Origin of the sequence: Komagataeibacter saccharivorans, from assembly GCF_004348195.1 — a bacterium.
GTDB lineage: Bacteria > Pseudomonadota > Alphaproteobacteria > Acetobacterales > Acetobacteraceae > Komagataeibacter > Komagataeibacter saccharivorans.
Window position 1 is genome coordinate 2,735,425 of the sequence record NZ_CP036404.1, and the last position, 15,723, is coordinate 2,751,147.

The following is a 15,723-nucleotide window of genomic DNA, read 5'->3' on the forward strand; positions in this document are numbered from 1 at the left end:
TTGACTGCCAGATCAGTGCAGGATGATTTCCACGCGACGGTTCTGGGGCTCACGGGTGTCGGGGCCTGTGGGCACCAGCGGGTGTGCTTCGCCGTAGCCATGGATGTCGATGGCATTGGCGGGCACGCCGTCACGGATCAGTTCCGCCTTCACGCTGTCAGCGCGACGCAGGGACAGACCCATGTTGTACTTCTCACCACGCGGGCCAGGGTGGGCCGCGGAGTTGTCGGTGTAGCCGTTGACTTCGATGCGGGTGGTCTGGATGTGGGTGGAAGCCTGGGCGGCCTCTGCCACGATCTCACGCGCACGGCCGGTCAGGGCGGAGCCGTCCCAGTCGAAGAACACCAGATAGGTGCGGGCTGCTGTCGGCGCGGGCGGCACGACGGCGGGAGCCGGCGGCGGCGGCGGCGGCGCGTTGTTGAACGCGTAGCGGACGCCTACGATGAACTGGTGGTTGAAGCGGTGGTCGAAGCTTGCATGGCCGTCACCAGCGGTGAAGTTGCCCATGGTGAAGCTCTGCGGCTGACCGATCATGCGGTATTCGGTGGTCATCTGCAGGCCCGGCACGCCCGGGATGTCATAGGCCGCACCGACGATACCCTGGTAGGCGAAGCCACCCTTGGTGCCGCTCAGGCTGCGGGCGCCCGACGGGTTGTTCGCGCCGACGGTAACGTTGTGGGCGTTCTGCCACAGGTAACCGGCACCGACACCGACGAACGGCGTGACAGGCACGTCGATGTTGAACAGACGCTTCAGGTCGATGTCATACAGCACATTGACGAAGCCGCCATAGGAGCGGTCGCTGCCCTTGTCGCCACGGGACTGGCTGTAGATTTCGGACCAGTTGTAGTCGCCCTCGACTTCCGCACGCAGGCCGTTGCCGAAGCCCCAGCCAACTGCACCGAAACCGGTCCAGCCATGACGGTGGCCAAGCTTTTCACGGCCCGGCTCGCCGGGGGTGCCTGCACCGGAATTGGTGTCGGCAAAGTGCCCGTGCTGGGTCTGGGTCAGGTTGTAGCCACCGCCGATATCGACATACGGGCCGGTGATGGTCGTGGCCTTGGCTGCGAACGGTGTCGCTGCCAGCAGGCTGGTCGCCAGCAGAGCAGAGCGGAGACGCATATGATCATCCTTCCTCATGTTATTACTTCTTTGTAAACCACATCTTTCGCGTGATGCGAAGATTAATCGATTTCACCAGATCAAACACAGTGTGCTTCAGGTGGTTTCATTCTGTCTGTTATCCAGACGCGGCAGAAAGGTGACACCATAGCGACGCATGCATATGCAAGTGTTTTTTCTGTTTAATAACAACTAATTATATGGGCTGTATCAAAGCAGGCACAATCTTGTAATAAAAGATTTAGAGTATTTTGTGGCAAAATGGACACAAAGTTACGATAGCCTACTGAAGATAAAGAAACGTTTAGAAATAAAAAAAAGGGGCACCGAAGTGCCCCCTTTCCGGTAGTCGCCCTGCGCCAGATCAGTGCAGGATGATTTCCACGCGACGGTTCTGGGGCTCACGGGTGTCGGGACCTGTGGGCACCAGCGGGTGTGCTTCGCCGTAGCCATGGATGTCGATGGCATTGGCGGGCACGCCGTCACGGATCAGTTCCGCCTTCACGCTGTCAGCGCGACGCAGGGACAGACCCATGTTGTACTTCTCACCACGCGGGCCGGGATGGGCCGCGGAGTTGTCGGTGTAGCCGTTGACTTCGATGCGGGTGGTCTGGATGTGGGTGGAAGCCTGAGCGGCCTCTGCCACGATCTCACGCGCACGGCCGGTCAGGGCGGAGCCGTCCCAGTCGAAGAACACCAGATAGGTGCGGGCTGCTGTCGGCGCGGGCGGCACGACGGCGGGAGCCGGCGGCGGCGGCGGCGGCGCGTTGTTGAACGCGTAGCGGACGCCTACGATGAACTGGTGGTTGAAGCGGTGGTCGAAGCTTGCATGGCCGTCACCAGCGGTGAAGTTGCCCATGGTGAAGCTCTGCGGCTGACCGATCATGCGGTATTCGGTGGTCATCTGCAGGCCCGGCACGCCCGGGATGTCATAGGCCGCACCGACGATACCCTGGTAGGCGAAGCCGCCCTTGGTGCCGCTCAGGCTGCGGGCGCCCGACGGGTTGTTCGCGCCGACGGTAACGTTGTGGGCGTTCTGCCACAGGTAACCGGCACCGACACCGACGAACGGCGTGACAGGCACGTCGATGTTGAACAGACGCTTCAGGTCGATGTCATACAGCACGTTGACGAAGCCGCCATAGGAGCGGTCGCTGCCCTTGTCGCCACGGGACTGGCTGTAGATTTCGGACCAGTTGTAGTCACCCTCGACTTCCGCACGCAGGCCGTTGCCGAAGCCCCAGCCAACTGCACCGAAACCGGTCCAGCCATGACGGTGGCCAAGCTTTTCACGGCCCGGCTCGCCGGGGGTGCCTGCACCGGAATTGGTGTCGGCAAAGTGCCCGTGCTGGGTCTGGGTCAGGTTGTAACCACCGCCGATATCGACATACGGGCCGGTGATGGTCGTGGCCTTGGCTGCGAACGGTGTCGCTGCCAGCAGGCTGGTTGCCAGTAACGCTGCGCGAAGACGCATGTTTAAGTCCTTAAAGTCTATTGTTGCAGGGCGGGCCCTGTTCTTGTGGTCCGGGCAATGGTTTTGCCCCGATACAGGGCAGCCTGAGATTACCCGCAAGCTATAATGCGGGGCTTAGCGTGTCTGAAGCGGCTTGAGAATGGGCTAAATGGTGCAAGCCGGACGGGTGTGACCAAAAAAACACATATGTCACGGGTATCTTTGGTAATGCCGATCAAAAGACGTGAGTTTATAAGGGTTTTTCCGATATTGCCGATAGATCTCCTTATTTTGCATAGGTCATTATTATAAACGGAAGACCTCTGCTTTCTTCCGTTTCAGGCCCGGACGATTCGACAGGAAAGGGGGAATGCCGGTGCATTCCCCCTCTGCCTGATCAGGAATATCGTTTGCAGGCCGTTTCGGTTCCGATCAGTGCAGGATGATCTCGACACGACGGTTCTGGGGCTCACGGGTATCTGGACCTGTGGGCACCAGCGGGTGTGCTTCGCCGTAGCCATGGATGTCGATGGCATTGGCGGGCACGCCGTCACGGATCAGTTCCGCCTTCACGCTGTCAGCGCGACGCAGGGACAGACCCATGTTGTACTTCTCACCACGCGGGCCGGGATGGGCTGCGGAGTTGTCGGTGTAGCCGTTGACTTCGATGCGGGTGGTCTGGATGTGGGTGGAAGCCTGGGCGGCCTCTGCCACGATCTCACGCGCGCGACCGGTCAGGGCGGAGCCGTCCCAGTCGAAGAATACCAGATAGGTGCGGGCTGCTGTCGGCGCGGGCGGCACGACGGCGGGGGGGCGGCGGGGGTGGTGGCGGCGCAGTGTTGAAGGCGTAGCGGACGCCCACGATGAACTGGTGGTTGAAGCGCTGGTCATAACGGAGTCGGGTGCTGTCATGACCCAGCGGGCCGGAATAGGACTGCTGTATGAAGCCGTTATCGAAGGATTCGACCTGCCCGATCATGCGGTATTCGGTGGTCATCTGCAGCCCGGCAACTCCGGGGATGTCATAGGCGGCGCCCACGATACCCTGATAGGCGAAGCTGCCATTGGTGCCATGCTGGCTGATGGCGGTCTGCAATGCGGTGGTGCTGTTCACGTTTTCCCACAGATAACCGGCACCGACACCGACGAAGGGGGTAACGGGCACGTCAATGTTGAACAGACGCTTCAGGTCGATGTCATACAGCACGTTGACGAAGCCGCCATAGGACCGGTCGCTGCCATTGGTCCTGCCATGCATGGGGTGCCCTTTCGGGTCGCCCGTGGTGGCGCTGATGCTGCTCAGGTCCGACCAGTTATAGACCCCTTCCACCTCGGCCCGCAGGCCATTGCCGAAGCCCCAGCCGAAGGCGGCGAAACCGGTCCATCCGGCACCATGGCGCACCTGTTCGCGTTCATGCAGGCCGGGGTCGATCCCTTTGTCAAAATCGCGGACGATGGCGGGCGACGCCCCGTTAAGGTAGGTGTTGTTTATGGCGTCACGCCGTTCCACATCGTAATTATGGACATGCTGGGTCTGGGTCAGGCTGTAGCCGCCACCGATATCGACATAGGGACCCGTAATGGTCGTGGCCATGGCGGCAGCCGCCGGGGCCGCGATTATGGGAGTCGCCAGTAAAGCCGCGCGAAGACTCATGTTCCCATCCTTGAAGCTTGATCAGGCGGCTTCGTGTTGGTGGAAAATGGGGGCATGTTCCACATCGGCCTGATACAGGTTGACACAATCGGCCTTCGGGCCGTTATCGCTGTGCCGATGGGTCTGTGCGGGAAAGGGGAACTGGTCCTGTCCGCACAGGGGCCATGGCCCGATCGTTGTGCGGTGCAAGGATTGAAATAAGGTAAATGCCCCTTCCCGCTGTCAGGGGAAGGGGTAACGCGTTGTAAAAAAGTCACATGGCGGTGATGGGCGGGTCAGGGCGTGCAGCCATCAGCGCGCAGGACCTCGATCACGGCGTCATCGGGCACGTCACGGCAGGTGAAGGCCCGGCCAATGCCGCGCACCAGAACAAAGGACAGGCGCCCGTCGCGCATTTTCTTGTCGCGCTGCATGTTGCGCACAAGTTGCGTGGCGGAGAAATTGCGCCCCGTATCGCTGATCCGCGCAGGCATGGACAGGCGTTCAAGGTGGGATGTCACGCGGTCCAGATCCGCCGCCGCGCAGTAGCCCAGCCGGACCGACAGCATGAAGGCCAGCCGCAGCCCGATGGATACGGCTTCCCCATGCAGCAGGCTGCCGTCGTAGCCCATTTCCGCTTCCAGCGCGTGGCCGAAGGTATGGCCAAGATTGAGCAGCGCGCGGCCATCGGCCTTGCGCTCCTCGCGTTCATCATCGCTTACCACCCGTGCCTTGAACGCGCAGGCCATGCCGATGGCTTCGGCCTGGGCTGCAGGATCGCCCGACAGTACGCCCGCGCCATGGCGTTCGCACCAGTCGAACAGTCCCGCATCGCCCAGCAGCCCGGACTTGACGATTTCAGCATAGCCCGCGCGCAGTTCGCGCACCGGCAGGGTGGCAAGGGTGGATGTATCGGCCAGCACCGCGATGGGCTGGTGGAAGGCCCCCAGCAGGTTCTTGCCAAACGGCGTGTTGATGCCGGTCTTGCCGCCAACTGACGAATCCACCTGCGAAAGCAGCGTGGTCGGGATCTGCACGAAAGGCAGGCCGCGCAGCGTGGTCGCGGCACAGAAACCCGCCAGATCGCCCACAACGCCGCCGCCCAGTGCGACGACCGTGGTGCCACGCTCCACATGCGCTTCCAGCAGGGCGTTGGTCACGCGCTCATACATGCTGATGGTTTTTGATCCCTCACCGGGCGGGATGGTGATGACCTCGGCGCGGATGCCGGTTTCCTCCAGCCCTTCCAGCAGACGGGGCAAGTGCAGGGGGGAAACGGTTTCGTCCGTCAGGATCATGACGCGCTTCTGCGGCAGAACCGGGGCCAGCAGCGCGCCTGCGCGGCGGATCACGTCCGGGCCGATCATGACATCGTAGCTGGCCCGTTCCAGCCGCACGGGCACGCGCAGGGGCTGCTGGTTGTGTTTCAGGGCCTGTATGACGCGCTCGGCGCTGTGTTCCACGTTGTCGTCTCCACAATCCACGATGATGTCAGCCTCCGCATAGACGGGGTGGCGTATGCGCATGAGATCCGCCAGCACCGCATGGGGCGGTGCGGCGTTGAGCAGCGGCCGGTGCGTACGTTCCGCCACGCGCTGCACCAGAACCGGTAGCGGGCAGCGCAGCCAGACGGAAACGGCATGCTCGCGTATACCTGCACGCGTCCGTGCGTCCATGAATGCCCCGCCTCCTGTCGCCAGCACCACCGGCGGTCCCGACAGCAGGCGGCGCAGGACAAGCCTTTCTCCCCGGCGGAATTCCGGTTCGCCATATCTGTGGAACAGGTCGGCAATGGTGCAGCCGGCGGCGCGTTCGATTTCCTCATCCGAATCGACAAAAGGCATGCCCAGCCGCGCGGACAGGATGCGCCCGATGGTCGTCTTGCCCGCCCCCATCAGCCCCACCAGCACGATGGTGCGTCCGCTGCCTTCGCGCCACGGGGTGGTGGGACCAACGGCATTGAGGTCGAGGGGGATGGTGAGGGATGGGTCCTCCGGACTGGGCCGGTCGGGGGGAATCGGGCGTGACATGAACGGCAACCTAACATACAGCAGGACGGAACCGGTAGAGTCCGCGGTCAGGGGCGGCCCCGCATGGGGCGGGTGGGCGCTCCGCCAGCCCCGGCAGCGGAACACCGGCATCTGCAGGATATGGGAAGCGGTTGGATGGTCCGTATTTTTATTGCCGTAATAGGCGTCGTTGCGGTGTGCGGCGTGGGGGCATTTGTCTCGCTGGGTGCGTTTCCGCCCGCGCTGGTGGCGCATGACGTGCACAAGGATATCCCGATGGCGGTGGCCCCCGCCCCGGCTCCGATCGCCGCCCCGATGGGCGTGGCAAGCGCCCTGCCGGTCGCCCCGCTGGCCCCCGCGCACTAGGCTGCGGGCGATATGGGCATGGACGCCGTCGATGCCTTTCTGGAAATGCTGGCGGCTGAACGTGGCGCCGCGCTGAATACCATCCGCGCCTATGCCCGCGATCTGGCGGATATGGGGCGTGAACTGGCTGCGCGCGGGCTTACGCCGCTGGATGCGGGGGAAGGCGACCTGCGGGAATATCTGTCCGGTCTGGCCGGGCAGGGGCTGGCCCCGCGCACGCAGGCGCGCAGGCTGTCATGCCTGAAGCAGTATTTCCTGTTCCTTGCACGTGAGGGACTGCGACCGGACAATCCCGCCGCCCTGCTGGAAGCACCCAGGCTGGATGCGCCGCTGCCGCGCTTCCTGTCGGAAGGGGAAGTCACGGTCCTGCTTGCGGCGTGCGAACCGGATGCGGATGCAACGCCTGCGCGCAGGCGGCGGCTGCTTATGGCGCGTGCGGCGCTGGAAATGCTGTATGCGTCGGGCCTGCGCATATCCGAACTGCTGTCCCTGCCGCGCCGTGCGCTACAGGCCGCGCCGGGTATGATACTGGTGCGCGGCAAGGGGGGGCGGGAACGGATGGTGCCCCTGTCCGCGCGTGCGCGTGCGGCGGCGCATGCGCTCATGGACATCGATTCCGCGCGGGGAAGTCCCTTCCTGTTTCCCGGCAGGGGAAAAAGCCAGCCCATGACCCGGCAGGGATTCGACCGCATCCTGCATGACGTGGCCCTGCGCGCGGGACTGGACCCGCAGCGGCTTTCGCCCCATGTGCTGCGCCATTCCTTCGCCACCCATCTGCTGGCCCATGGCGCGGACCTGCGTGCGTTGCAGGTGCTGCTGGGGCATGCGGATATCGCGACGACCCAGATCTATACCCATGTCATGCTTGACCGGCTGCGCGATGCGGTGGCGGCGCATCACCCGCTGTCGGAAACCATGGCGGCGGATGCGGAATAGGTAAAAATGCACGGCAGGGAAAATTCCCTGCGTGAAAATGTTTGGCTGGCGTGCAGGCTGTGCTATCGGCAGCGCATGCGCCAGTTTCTAGATTTCGAAAAGTCGGTCGCCGAGCTTGAGAACAAGATCGACGAGCTTCGCAGGATGTCCGGTCCGGACGGGATCAACATTGCGGAAGAGATCACCCGGTTGAGCGAGAAAGCCGACCGGCAGTTGCGTGCCGCCTATGCCAAGCTGACCCCGGGCCAGAAGGTGCAGGTCGCACGGCATGCCCAGCGGCCGCATACGGTCGATTACATCAGCACGCTGATTACCGAATTTTCGCCGCTGGCCGGTGATCGCCTGTTTGGTGAGGACAAGGCCATCATCGGCGGTATCGGGCGTTTCCGTAACCAGCCGGTCGTGGTGATCGGGACCGAGCGCGGCGCGGAAATCGAAACGCGGCTGAAGCATAATTTCGGCATGGCCCGACCGGAAGGCTACCGCAAGGCGCAGCGCCTGATGAAACTGGCGGGACGATTCGGCCTGCCGGTCCTGACCTTTATCGACACGTCCGGCGCATGGCCGGGTATCGATGCCGAAGCACGCGGTCAGGCGGAAGCCATCGCCCGCTCCATCGAAACCTGCCTGACCGTGCCCGTGCCGGTCATCGCCACCGTCATTGGTGAGGGCGGATCTGGCGGCGCCGTGGCGCTGGGTGCGGGCGACCGCGTGATGATGCTGGAACACGCGATCTATTCCGTCATCTCCCCCGAAGCTTGTGCATCCATTCTGTGGCGTGATCCCAAGCAGGCCGCCACTGCCGCCGATGCGCTCCGGCTTACGGCGCAGGACCTGCTTCAGCTCCGTCTGATCGACCGGATCATTCCCGAACCCCTGGGGGGCGCGCAGCGTGAACCGCAGGTTGCGATTCGCGCCGTGGGTGACGCCATCGCAGCCGAACTGCCTGCGCTGCTGGCGAAAGATCCCGCGCTGCTCAAGGCGCAGCGACGGGAAAAATTCCTCGCCATGGGGCGTGAGGCCGTAGCCTGATTGCCGGCTCCGTGCCAGCAGCCTGCCTTGGGGCAGGTTACTGGCACGGTCCTGATTTCAGCTTTTGGCCGGTTCGCCTTCATACGGCTCGAAGCCAAGCCGTGCGATCATGTCGCGCACGGCGGTGGCGGCGGCCGATACGGCCTGCGCATCCGTTCCCTTGCACAGCAGGCACACCCCGCGCTGGGTTTCATCCAGACGGTAGGGATAAGACCCGATATCAATGGTGGGGTAGTGATTCTGGATCGCTTCAAGCGGGGCGGCCAGCGCGCCTTCATACAGTCCCGTCGCATGCCATGCCCGTGACGTGACCGGCGTGCCGTGGGGCAGGGTGGGCAGCACTTCTTCAAACATGGCGCGCATGATGCGGGGCACACCCGCCATGACATGCACGTTTCCCATGCTGAAGCCCGGAGCGACCGATACGGAATTGCGGATTGGTACCGCCCCCTGCGGCATCGTGGCCATACGCTGACGGGCGGCGTTGAATTCACCGGGTGCGAAATGGGCTTCCAGCAGGCGGAAGGTCTCTGCGTGGTGAACCCATGGCACGCCGAACGATTCCGCAACGCAGGCGGAGGTGATATCGTCATGCGTTGGCCCGATGCCGCCGGTGGTGAACACATTATCGTAAGCGGCACGGGCTTCGGTCACGGTGCGCACGATGACCGCGCGGATGTCCGGTATGATGCGGACTTCGCTCAGGGTAATCCCGGTTTCGGACAGGCGGCGTGCAATATACTGCACGTTCACGTCCTGTGTCCGGCCGGACAGGATCTCGTTGCCTATGACCAGCAGGCAGGCGGTGGGGTTCATGAAGCACATTCCACTATATTGCGGGCAGGAGCATTTTCTCCCCATCCTATAACGACAGGCCGCCAACCGGAAGGAGAAGCCATGGACACGGCAGCAATGCCACAACCACGTTGCGTATGGGACATTCAGGCGCAACTGGGGGAAGGGCCGGTATGGTCCGCGCGTGAACAGGCGCTGTATTTCGTCGATATCGTGGACCACGCCATCCATCGTTTTCATCCCGCCACAGGGGCGCGGTCATCATGGCCCACGCCGAAACGGCCCGGTTTCGTGGTGCCGGTCAGTGACGGGACGCTGATGTGCGGGCTGAAAGATGGCCTGTACCGTTTCGACCCGACGTCCGGCGATTTCCGGTGCGAGGTCGCGGTGGAACCGGGCCTGCCGGGCAACCGGATCAATGATGGCTGTGTGGATTCCATGGGGCGGCTGTGGTTCGGCACCATGGATGATGGCGAAAGCACGCCCACGGGTGCGCTGTATTCCGTAACCCGCAAGCCCGATGGGCTGTGTGTCCAGCGACATGACGAGGGGTATATCGTCACCAACGGGCCTGCCATCTCCCCCGATGGCATGAAGCTGTATCACAACCATTCCCCTGCCGGGATCATCTATGTCTTTGATCTGGCGGCAGACGGGGAACTGACCAACCGGCGCGTTTTTGCCCGTCTGGCGGATGGCTATCCCGATGGCGTGGTGGTCGACAGCGCGGGTGTCCTGTGGGTCGGGGTATGGAACGGGGGGCGGATCGAACGTTTCCAGCCGGACGGCACGCGGCTCGAACCCATCACCGTTCCGGCGCAGAACGTGACGAAAGTGGCTTTTGGCGGGCCTGACCTGCGGACCGTGTACATCACCACCGCGCGCAAGAACACGCCAGACGGGCGTCTGGCAACCCTGCCGCAGGCGGGTGGCCTGTTCAGCATGGCGGTGGAGGTGGCGGGTCAGGCGCCCACCATGTTCCCGGCCACCGAAATGGCCGAGATGGCAGCGCTGCCAGATATTACGAAGGGCTAGAAGCTACAGCAGGTCCTGCAGCAGCGGGACCAGCGGGCGGTCGGCATCGGGCATAGGGTAATCACGCAGCCCGGTGGCGGGCACCCATTCCAGTTTCTGCCCTTCGCGGGGGGTGGGTGTATTTTTCCAGCGGTGGCAGACATAGACGGGCATGAGAAGATGGAAATGCCCGTAATCGTGGGAAATGAACGTGAACGGGGCAAGGCAGGAGCGGGCGACATCCAGCCCCAGTTCCTCATCCAGTTCCCGTATCAGCGCCTCTTCCGGTGTTTCGCCCGCCTCGACCTTTCCACCGGGGAATTCCCACAGGCCGGCCATGGATTTGCCTTCCGGCCTGCGGGCCAGCAGGACACGCGCATCCGAATCGACCAGTGCGACAGCCGCCACCAGCACGATCTTGCGGCCGCCATCCGGTGCGGTTTCCGCCGCCCCGTTTTCGCCTTCACCGGCAAAGTCGGCATGACGCGCTTCAAACAGGCGGACGGGATATTCCCCCCCGCGTGAGACGAATTCCTGTGATCCCGTCCCGTTTTCACGAAAGCCGATGCGGCGCAGGACCGCGACCGAGGCATGGTTGTCATGGGCGACCGATGCCGTAAGGCGGTCCACCGGCAGATTGGCCAGCGCCCAGCGGGCAAGCCGTCCCGCCGCCGTGCTGGCAACCTTGCGGTTCCAGTGCGCGCGCCCGACCCAGTAGCCCAGCGTGCAGGACCGGTCGGCTGGATTGATGCGCAGCCCGATGCAGCCGATCAGCGCATCAGGCTGGTCCGACTGCGGGCAGGTGATGGCAAAGTGATAGGCTTCGCCACGCCGGGCCTGCTCGATGGTGGCGGCGATCCATTCCTCGGTCATGGAAAGGGCGTAGGGGAACGGAACGCGGCTGAGCATCCGCACCACGCTCCAGTCATTGATCAGCCTGTGCATGGTCCCGGCATCGGACATGCGGACTTCACGCAGCCTGTATTCACCGGCCTCCAGCACGGGGCCGGTTCCCTGTCCATTGCGTTCAGGCATGCGGCTGGGGCGCACCTGTGGCGATCGGCGCAGGCGTATCCTGATCCGCGGGCAGCCCGCATTCCGCCAGAAGCGAACGCAGGTTGCAGATGACGGGGAAGATTTCCTGATTCCGGTCGCCGCCTTGTTCGTTCCACGCGGCCTGTTCCAGTTCCACGATTTCCCGGTCCTCGCGGAAGATCCGTTCGGTGAACGCGGTCAGGAACGGCCATGCCAGATCCAGAACGCCCGGAATGCCCGGCCGCTTGATGGACAGTAGCCCGAACACCCGGTTGGTCAGTTCGGCTTCATCCTGCGGCACATAGGCGATCCACAGATCCATGACCGGGGCATTGTCGCCCGTCTGGATATGAAGGGTCTGGTAGGGATAGACCGTGCGGATGGTCATGACATCGCGGAAGGCGAATTTCTCGCTGTTGTCGCGCTTCTGGCCAAAGATCAGCGCTTCCCCCAGCGGCTGCTTGCCGCCGGTGCGCGCGAAGCTGTAGCGGGCTTCTACCAGTCCCGGTCCGCGTTCCTGCCCCAGGAAGCGCGGCTTCATCTGGCCCATCTGCTTCATGTGCATGAACTGATGGTTCATATCCATCAGGTTTTCATGCATGAAGCTGTAGTGGCAGTTCACAAGCTGGCCGAAACGGCGGGTCTTGTAGGCCGGGTTCGCAACTTCCGCCAGCCGGGGCAGGGGTGTTGTATCCGCCTTGGCCGCATCGCCCGGAAAGACGAAGATCAGCCCGTCCATTTCCCGCACGGGATAGGTACGCACCCCGTTGGGCAGCTTGCCCTTGCCAAGGTAGGGCACGTCGATGCAGCGGCCCGAACGGCCATAGGCCCATCCGTGGTAGCAGCACTGTACGGAGTCACCCTTGACCTGTCCCTTGCTAAGCGGGACCTGCCGGTGGGCGCACCGGTCTTCCAGCGCGAAAACACTGCCCCCTTCGCGGGGACGTACGAGGGCTATGGGCTGCCCCGCATAGCGGGTGCCGATGGTCTTGCCCGGCTTCAGTTCCCGTGACCAGGCAACGGGATACCAGAAATCGGGGTTGGCACGGATTCGGCGCAGGTCCCGCCCGTTGACCGGGGCGGTGGACTGCATGCTGTCAGGCGGTGACGACTGATCCATTGTCTCTCTTGACTGTTAACGGGGCATGGCAGCCGGATGTGCCATGGGGCGGGATGCCGATTGCAAGGGGGCACTTGTTCCCAACCGTATCCTGCCACCACGGCGATATTAAGGATGTTTTTTACGGGCAGGGCAAATGGTTCAGTCTTTTAATTATTTTGTAATCTATCGCCGTGGTTTTCCCCGCCTGCCCGATGCTGTCGCAACGGGGACGGGGTGGATGGTGTAATTACGGGCCGGGGGCGAGTTCAGCGCTCAGATCCTCGATGAACTGGAACGCGACGCGGCCCGACCGCCCGCCCCGCGCCAGCGACCACGCATTGGCCCGCCGGGTCAGTTCTTCATCGCCGATCGGCAGCTTCCGTTCCCTGGCGTAGCCCCGGACCATGTCCATGAACGTATCCTGCGCACAGTTATGGAAACCGATCCACAGGCCAAAGCGGTCTGACAGCGATACTTTTTCCTCCGTCGCTTCGGAGGTGTTGATCGCCGTCGAGCTTTCGTTCTCGATCATCTCGCGCGGCATGAGGTGACGGCGGTTGGATGTGGCGTAGAACAGCACATTTTCCGGCCGCCCCGCGATGCCGCCATCCAGAACGGATTTCAGGGCCTTGTAGTCCGCGTCTTCGCGTTCGAACGACAGGTCATCGCAGAATACGATGAACCGGCGCGGACTAGACCGCAGCAGGGCCAGCAGTTCGGGCAGGGTGGCCAGATCCTCGCGCTGGATTTCCACCAGCACCAGCCGCCCCCTGCCGGGGCTTGCGGGTCTGCCGTCCACCATGTTGGCCTGCGCGTGCGCTGCCTTGACCAGCGAGGATTTACCCATCCCCCGCGCCCCCCACAGCATGGCGTTATTGGCCGGAAGCCCGCGTGCGAAGTGCAGCGTGTTGTCCAGTATCATCTGGCGCTGCCGTGCGATGCCCTGCAGCAGTTCCATCTCGACATGCGCGACATGGGGCACGGGGGTCAGCCGTCCCAGCGAGGGATGCCAGATGAAGGCATCCGCCCCGTCCAGCCCGGCAAGGGAGGGGGCAGGCGGCGAAAGCCGTTCAAGGGCCGCGGCAATACGTTCAAGCAGGGGCAGGGTGTTGCTGTCCATCGTCGATCCTGATTCAGCATGGCGAATACGGTGGGCATGCCACCGGGTGATCCGGAGCGCGTTGGCCAGTTGCGGCAGGCGAACGCCTTGACGGGAAACAGGCGAAAACTATGGTCCGCATGACAAACCTGCAACCCGTTCAGTTTCCCCTTGTGCCGGAAAGATAGCAATGCCTTCCATTTTCAACGATTTCCTGACCACGCCTGCCCATGCCCAGTCCGCCGGTGGCGGTTTCCTGAGTGCTGATGGCCTCATGGCGATGCTGCCTTACGTGGCCATGTTCGCCATTTTCTATTTTCTGCTGATCCGCCCGCAGCAGCTCAAGCAGAAGCAGTTGCGCAACAGCCTTGCCGCCATGCGTCGTGGCGACCGCGTGCTGACCGGGGGCGGCATCATTGGCGTGGTGCAGAAGGTGCAGGCGGAGTCGAACGAGGTCGAGATCGAAATCGCGGCGGGTGTGCGTGTGATGGTGCTGCGTGACACCATAAGCTCGGTCATCACAAGCTCCGCCACCCCGGCCAATGACAGCGCGCCGGAAAAGACCGCAAAAGACGCCTGATCCCACCTTTTCGCCCCTTCCTGGCCGGTTGGGGGCGAACTTCCACTGCGTTGTGCCGTTCTTTACTGAAAGCAGATGGAGGCATAATGCACAGGCAGTCCGGCATCGCGCAGACTGGCCCCGCCGTCCGGACCGGGTCAGCGATACGTGGGCGGGCGGGACTGGCCGCCGGGCTTGCAGCCCTGTCCGGCATCCTGTTCGGGCTGGATACGGGGGTCATGTCCGGCGCACTGGATCTGGTGGCGCAGGAATTCATCCTGTCGGATTTCCAGCGCGAATCGGTCGTCGCCATCATGCTGCTGGGCGCTGCGTTTGGCGTGATCGGCGCTGCGTGGCTGTCCTACGTATGGGGTCGCAAGCGCACGCTGGTCCTGACCGCCGGGCTGTTCATATTCGGCCCGCTGTTATGCGCTGAAGCCGAGACCTTCCGCGCATTGTTGATCGCCCGGCTGCTGCTGGGCATGGCTACCGGGGCGACCACCTTCGTCACCCCCCTTTATATTGCTGAAATCGCAGATTCAGGCCGCCGGGGTGCGATGATACTGGGCTACCAGCTCATGATCTCGCTTGGGCTGCTGTCCGCTTTCGTGTCCGATGGGCTGTTTTCCTATTTCGGGGGATGGCGGTGGATGCTGGGCATCGTGGGCTTTCCGGGCCTTGTGTTCATGATGGGCGTGCTGTTCCTGCCGCCCAGCCCGCGCTGGCTTTTGGCGCAGGGACGCGAACGGGATGCGCGCCGTGTGCTGATCGAACTGCGGGGCCTGCCCCGGCTGGTCACGGCGGAACGCAATGCGATCATGGCGCGGCTGGGAACGCGCGGGGACGGCATTACCAGTTTCATCAACAACCCCAACTGCCGGCGCGGGCTGTGGCTCGCCGTGGCGTTACAGGTGGCGCAGCAGTTCTCCGGCATCAACGCGGTCCTGTATTACGCCCCCCATATCATCGGGCTGGCGGGGTATGGGCATGATGTGCAGGTGTGGGGGCCGGTCGGGGTTGGGATCATCAATTTCCTGTCCACCTCCATCGCCATGACATGTGTGGACCGGGTGGGACGCAGGCCCATGCTGATCTGTGGCTTCGCGCTCATGGCGGTGGCCATGGCGGGACAGGCGATCATGTTCGCGGGCGGCGAACCCCCGACGGAGGGCATGCGGCTGCTGATGGGGGCGTTCATGCTTCTGTTCGTGGCGGCGTTCGCTTTTTCCGCCGGTCCGCTGGCATGGCTGCTCTGTGCCGAAATCCTGCCGCTGCGGGGGCGGGAGTTCGGCATGGCGTGTTCCACCTGCGCCAACTGGATCGCCAACCTGCTGGTCAGCGCCACGTTCCTCAGTGGTCTGGAAATCTTCGGCACGAACCGGGTGCTGTGGGGTTATGCAACGCTTAACGCGCTGTTCATGGTGATGGTCATCCGTCATGTGCCCGAAACACGGGGCATGACGCTGGAACAGATCGAGACCGAACTCATGCGCGGCACGCCGCTGCGCACGCTGGGGCGGGATACGCGATAAGACGGCAAGGAATGAAGATTTCAGGACGCGGATACA

13 protein-coding genes and 1 pseudogene are annotated in these 15,723 nt (G+C 63.3%); 6 read left to right on the forward strand and 8 right to left on the reverse strand.

Annotated features, from left to right (window positions below):
• Positions 1–12 precede the first annotated feature (12 nt).
• From KSAC_RS12580 to aroB, 4 genes and pseudogenes are all read right to left on the reverse strand, one after another.
• Entirely contained in the window at positions 13–1,122 is a 1,110-nt protein-coding gene (locus KSAC_RS12580; RefSeq protein ID WP_102324612.1) for an OmpA family protein, read from the reverse strand.
• Between the two features lie 364 nt (positions 1,123–1,486).
• Positions 1,487–2,596, reverse strand: coding sequence for an OmpA family protein (locus KSAC_RS12585; protein ID WP_102324611.1), 1,110 nt, complete (start codon positions 2,594–2,596; stop codon positions 1,487–1,489).
• 411 nt (positions 2,597–3,007) lie between these two features.
• Positions 3,008–4,229 (reverse strand): annotated as a pseudogene (locus KSAC_RS12590) (OmpA family protein).
• Positions 4,230–4,504: 275 nt separating this feature from the next.
• Positions 4,505–6,238, reverse strand: coding sequence for a 3-dehydroquinate synthase (aroB, locus tag KSAC_RS12595; RefSeq protein WP_132305674.1), 1,734 nt, complete (start codon positions 6,236–6,238; stop codon positions 4,505–4,507).
• Between the two features lie 135 nt (positions 6,239–6,373).
• Between aroB and KSAC_RS12600 the strand changes: the two genes are divergently transcribed.
• The 3 genes from KSAC_RS12600 to KSAC_RS12610 all read left to right on the forward strand — a co-directional run bounded on the left by KSAC_RS12600 (position 6,374) and on the right by KSAC_RS12610 (position 8,551).
• Positions 6,374–6,583: a hypothetical protein gene (locus KSAC_RS12600; RefSeq protein WP_132305676.1), complete on the forward strand. Its 210-nt coding sequence runs from the start codon at positions 6,374–6,376 to the stop codon at positions 6,581–6,583.
• A 12-nt stretch (positions 6,584–6,595) separates the two neighbouring features.
• Positions 6,596–7,519, forward strand: a complete 924-nt coding sequence (locus tag KSAC_RS12605; RefSeq protein ID WP_132305678.1) for a tyrosine recombinase — start codon at positions 6,596–6,598, stop codon at positions 7,517–7,519.
• 75 nt (positions 7,520–7,594) lie between these two features.
• A complete protein-coding gene (locus tag KSAC_RS12610; RefSeq protein ID WP_102324836.1) occupies positions 7,595–8,551 on the forward strand; it encodes an acetyl-CoA carboxylase carboxyltransferase subunit alpha in 957 nt (318 codons plus the stop codon).
• Between the two features lie 57 nt (positions 8,552–8,608).
• On the opposite strand, the gene KSAC_RS12615 is transcribed toward KSAC_RS12610, so the two are convergent.
• On the reverse strand, positions 8,609–9,367 hold the full coding sequence (locus tag KSAC_RS12615; protein ID WP_102324835.1) for a competence/damage-inducible protein A: 759 nt from the start codon (positions 9,365–9,367) through the stop codon (positions 8,609–8,611).
• Between the two features lie 81 nt (positions 9,368–9,448).
• Here KSAC_RS12615 and KSAC_RS12620 point away from each other — a divergent pair, with 81 nt between their 5' ends.
• A complete protein-coding gene (locus KSAC_RS12620; RefSeq protein ID WP_243705220.1) occupies positions 9,449–10,381 on the forward strand; it encodes an SMP-30/gluconolactonase/LRE family protein in 933 nt (310 codons plus the stop codon).
• Positions 10,382–10,384: 3 nt separating this feature from the next.
• Here KSAC_RS12620 and mutT read toward each other — a convergent pair whose 3' ends face one another.
• The 3 genes from mutT to KSAC_RS12635 all read right to left on the reverse strand — a co-directional run bounded on the left by mutT (position 10,385) and on the right by KSAC_RS12635 (position 13,617).
• On the reverse strand, positions 10,385–11,395 hold the full coding sequence (gene mutT / locus KSAC_RS17730; protein ID WP_132305680.1) for an 8-oxo-dGTP diphosphatase MutT: 1,011 nt from the start codon (positions 11,393–11,395) through the stop codon (positions 10,385–10,387).
• Entirely contained in the window at positions 11,388–12,488 is a 1,101-nt protein-coding gene (locus tag KSAC_RS12630; protein ID WP_102324832.1) for an aromatic ring-hydroxylating oxygenase subunit alpha, read from the reverse strand. The genes mutT and KSAC_RS12630 overlap by 8 nt, the downstream gene beginning before the upstream one ends.
• 256 nt (positions 12,489–12,744) lie before the next feature.
• Positions 12,745–13,617: an ATP-binding protein gene (locus tag KSAC_RS12635; RefSeq protein WP_118962449.1), complete on the reverse strand. Its 873-nt coding sequence runs from the start codon at positions 13,615–13,617 to the stop codon at positions 12,745–12,747.
• A gap of 169 nt (positions 13,618–13,786) precedes the next feature.
• On the opposite strand from KSAC_RS12635, the gene yajC reads away from it, so the two are divergent.
• On the forward strand, positions 13,787–14,176 hold the full coding sequence (gene yajC / locus KSAC_RS12640; protein ID WP_102324606.1) for a preprotein translocase subunit YajC: 390 nt from the start codon (positions 13,787–13,789) through the stop codon (positions 14,174–14,176).
• Between the two features lie 86 nt (positions 14,177–14,262).
• Positions 14,263–15,687, forward strand: a complete 1,425-nt coding sequence (locus tag KSAC_RS12645; RefSeq protein ID WP_180967519.1) for a sugar porter family MFS transporter — start codon at positions 14,263–14,265, stop codon at positions 15,685–15,687.
• Positions 15,688–15,723 lie beyond the last annotated feature (36 nt).

Excerpts from the sequence above, each read along its gene's own strand:
- KSAC_RS12585 (WP_102324611.1), bottom strand. The coding sequence starts at position 2,596 with ATGCGTCTTCGCGCAGCGTTACTGGCAACCAGCCTGCTGGCAGCGACA.
- KSAC_RS12635 (WP_118962449.1), bottom strand. The coding sequence starts at position 13,617 with ATGGACAGCAACACCCTGCCCCTGCTTGAACGTATTGCCGCGGCCCTT.
- KSAC_RS12615 (WP_102324835.1), bottom strand. The coding sequence starts at position 9,367 with ATGAACCCCACCGCCTGCCTGCTGGTCATAGGCAACGAGATCCTGTCC.
- KSAC_RS12645 (WP_180967519.1), top strand. The coding sequence starts at position 14,263 with ATGCACAGGCAGTCCGGCATCGCGCAGACTGGCCCCGCCGTCCGGACC.
- KSAC_RS12630 (WP_102324832.1), bottom strand. The coding sequence starts at position 12,488 with ATGCAGTCCACCGCCCCGGTCAACGGGCGGGACCTGCGCCGAATCCGT.
- KSAC_RS12580 (WP_102324612.1), bottom strand. The coding sequence starts at position 1,122 with ATGCGTCTCCGCTCTGCTCTGCTGGCGACCAGCCTGCTGGCAGCGACA.
- KSAC_RS12620 (WP_243705220.1), top strand. The coding sequence starts at position 9,449 with ATGGACACGGCAGCAATGCCACAACCACGTTGCGTATGGGACATTCAG.
- mutT (WP_132305680.1), bottom strand. The coding sequence starts at position 11,395 with ATGCCTGAACGCAATGGACAGGGAACCGGCCCCGTGCTGGAGGCCGGT.
- KSAC_RS12605 (WP_132305678.1), top strand. The coding sequence starts at position 6,596 with ATGGGCATGGACGCCGTCGATGCCTTTCTGGAAATGCTGGCGGCTGAA.
- yajC (WP_102324606.1), top strand. The coding sequence starts at position 13,787 with ATGCCTTCCATTTTCAACGATTTCCTGACCACGCCTGCCCATGCCCAG.
- KSAC_RS12610 (WP_102324836.1), top strand. The coding sequence starts at position 7,595 with ATGCGCCAGTTTCTAGATTTCGAAAAGTCGGTCGCCGAGCTTGAGAAC.
- aroB (WP_132305674.1), bottom strand. The coding sequence starts at position 6,238 with ATGTCACGCCCGATTCCCCCCGACCGGCCCAGTCCGGAGGACCCATCC.
- KSAC_RS12600 (WP_132305676.1), top strand. The coding sequence starts at position 6,374 with ATGGTCCGTATTTTTATTGCCGTAATAGGCGTCGTTGCGGTGTGCGGC.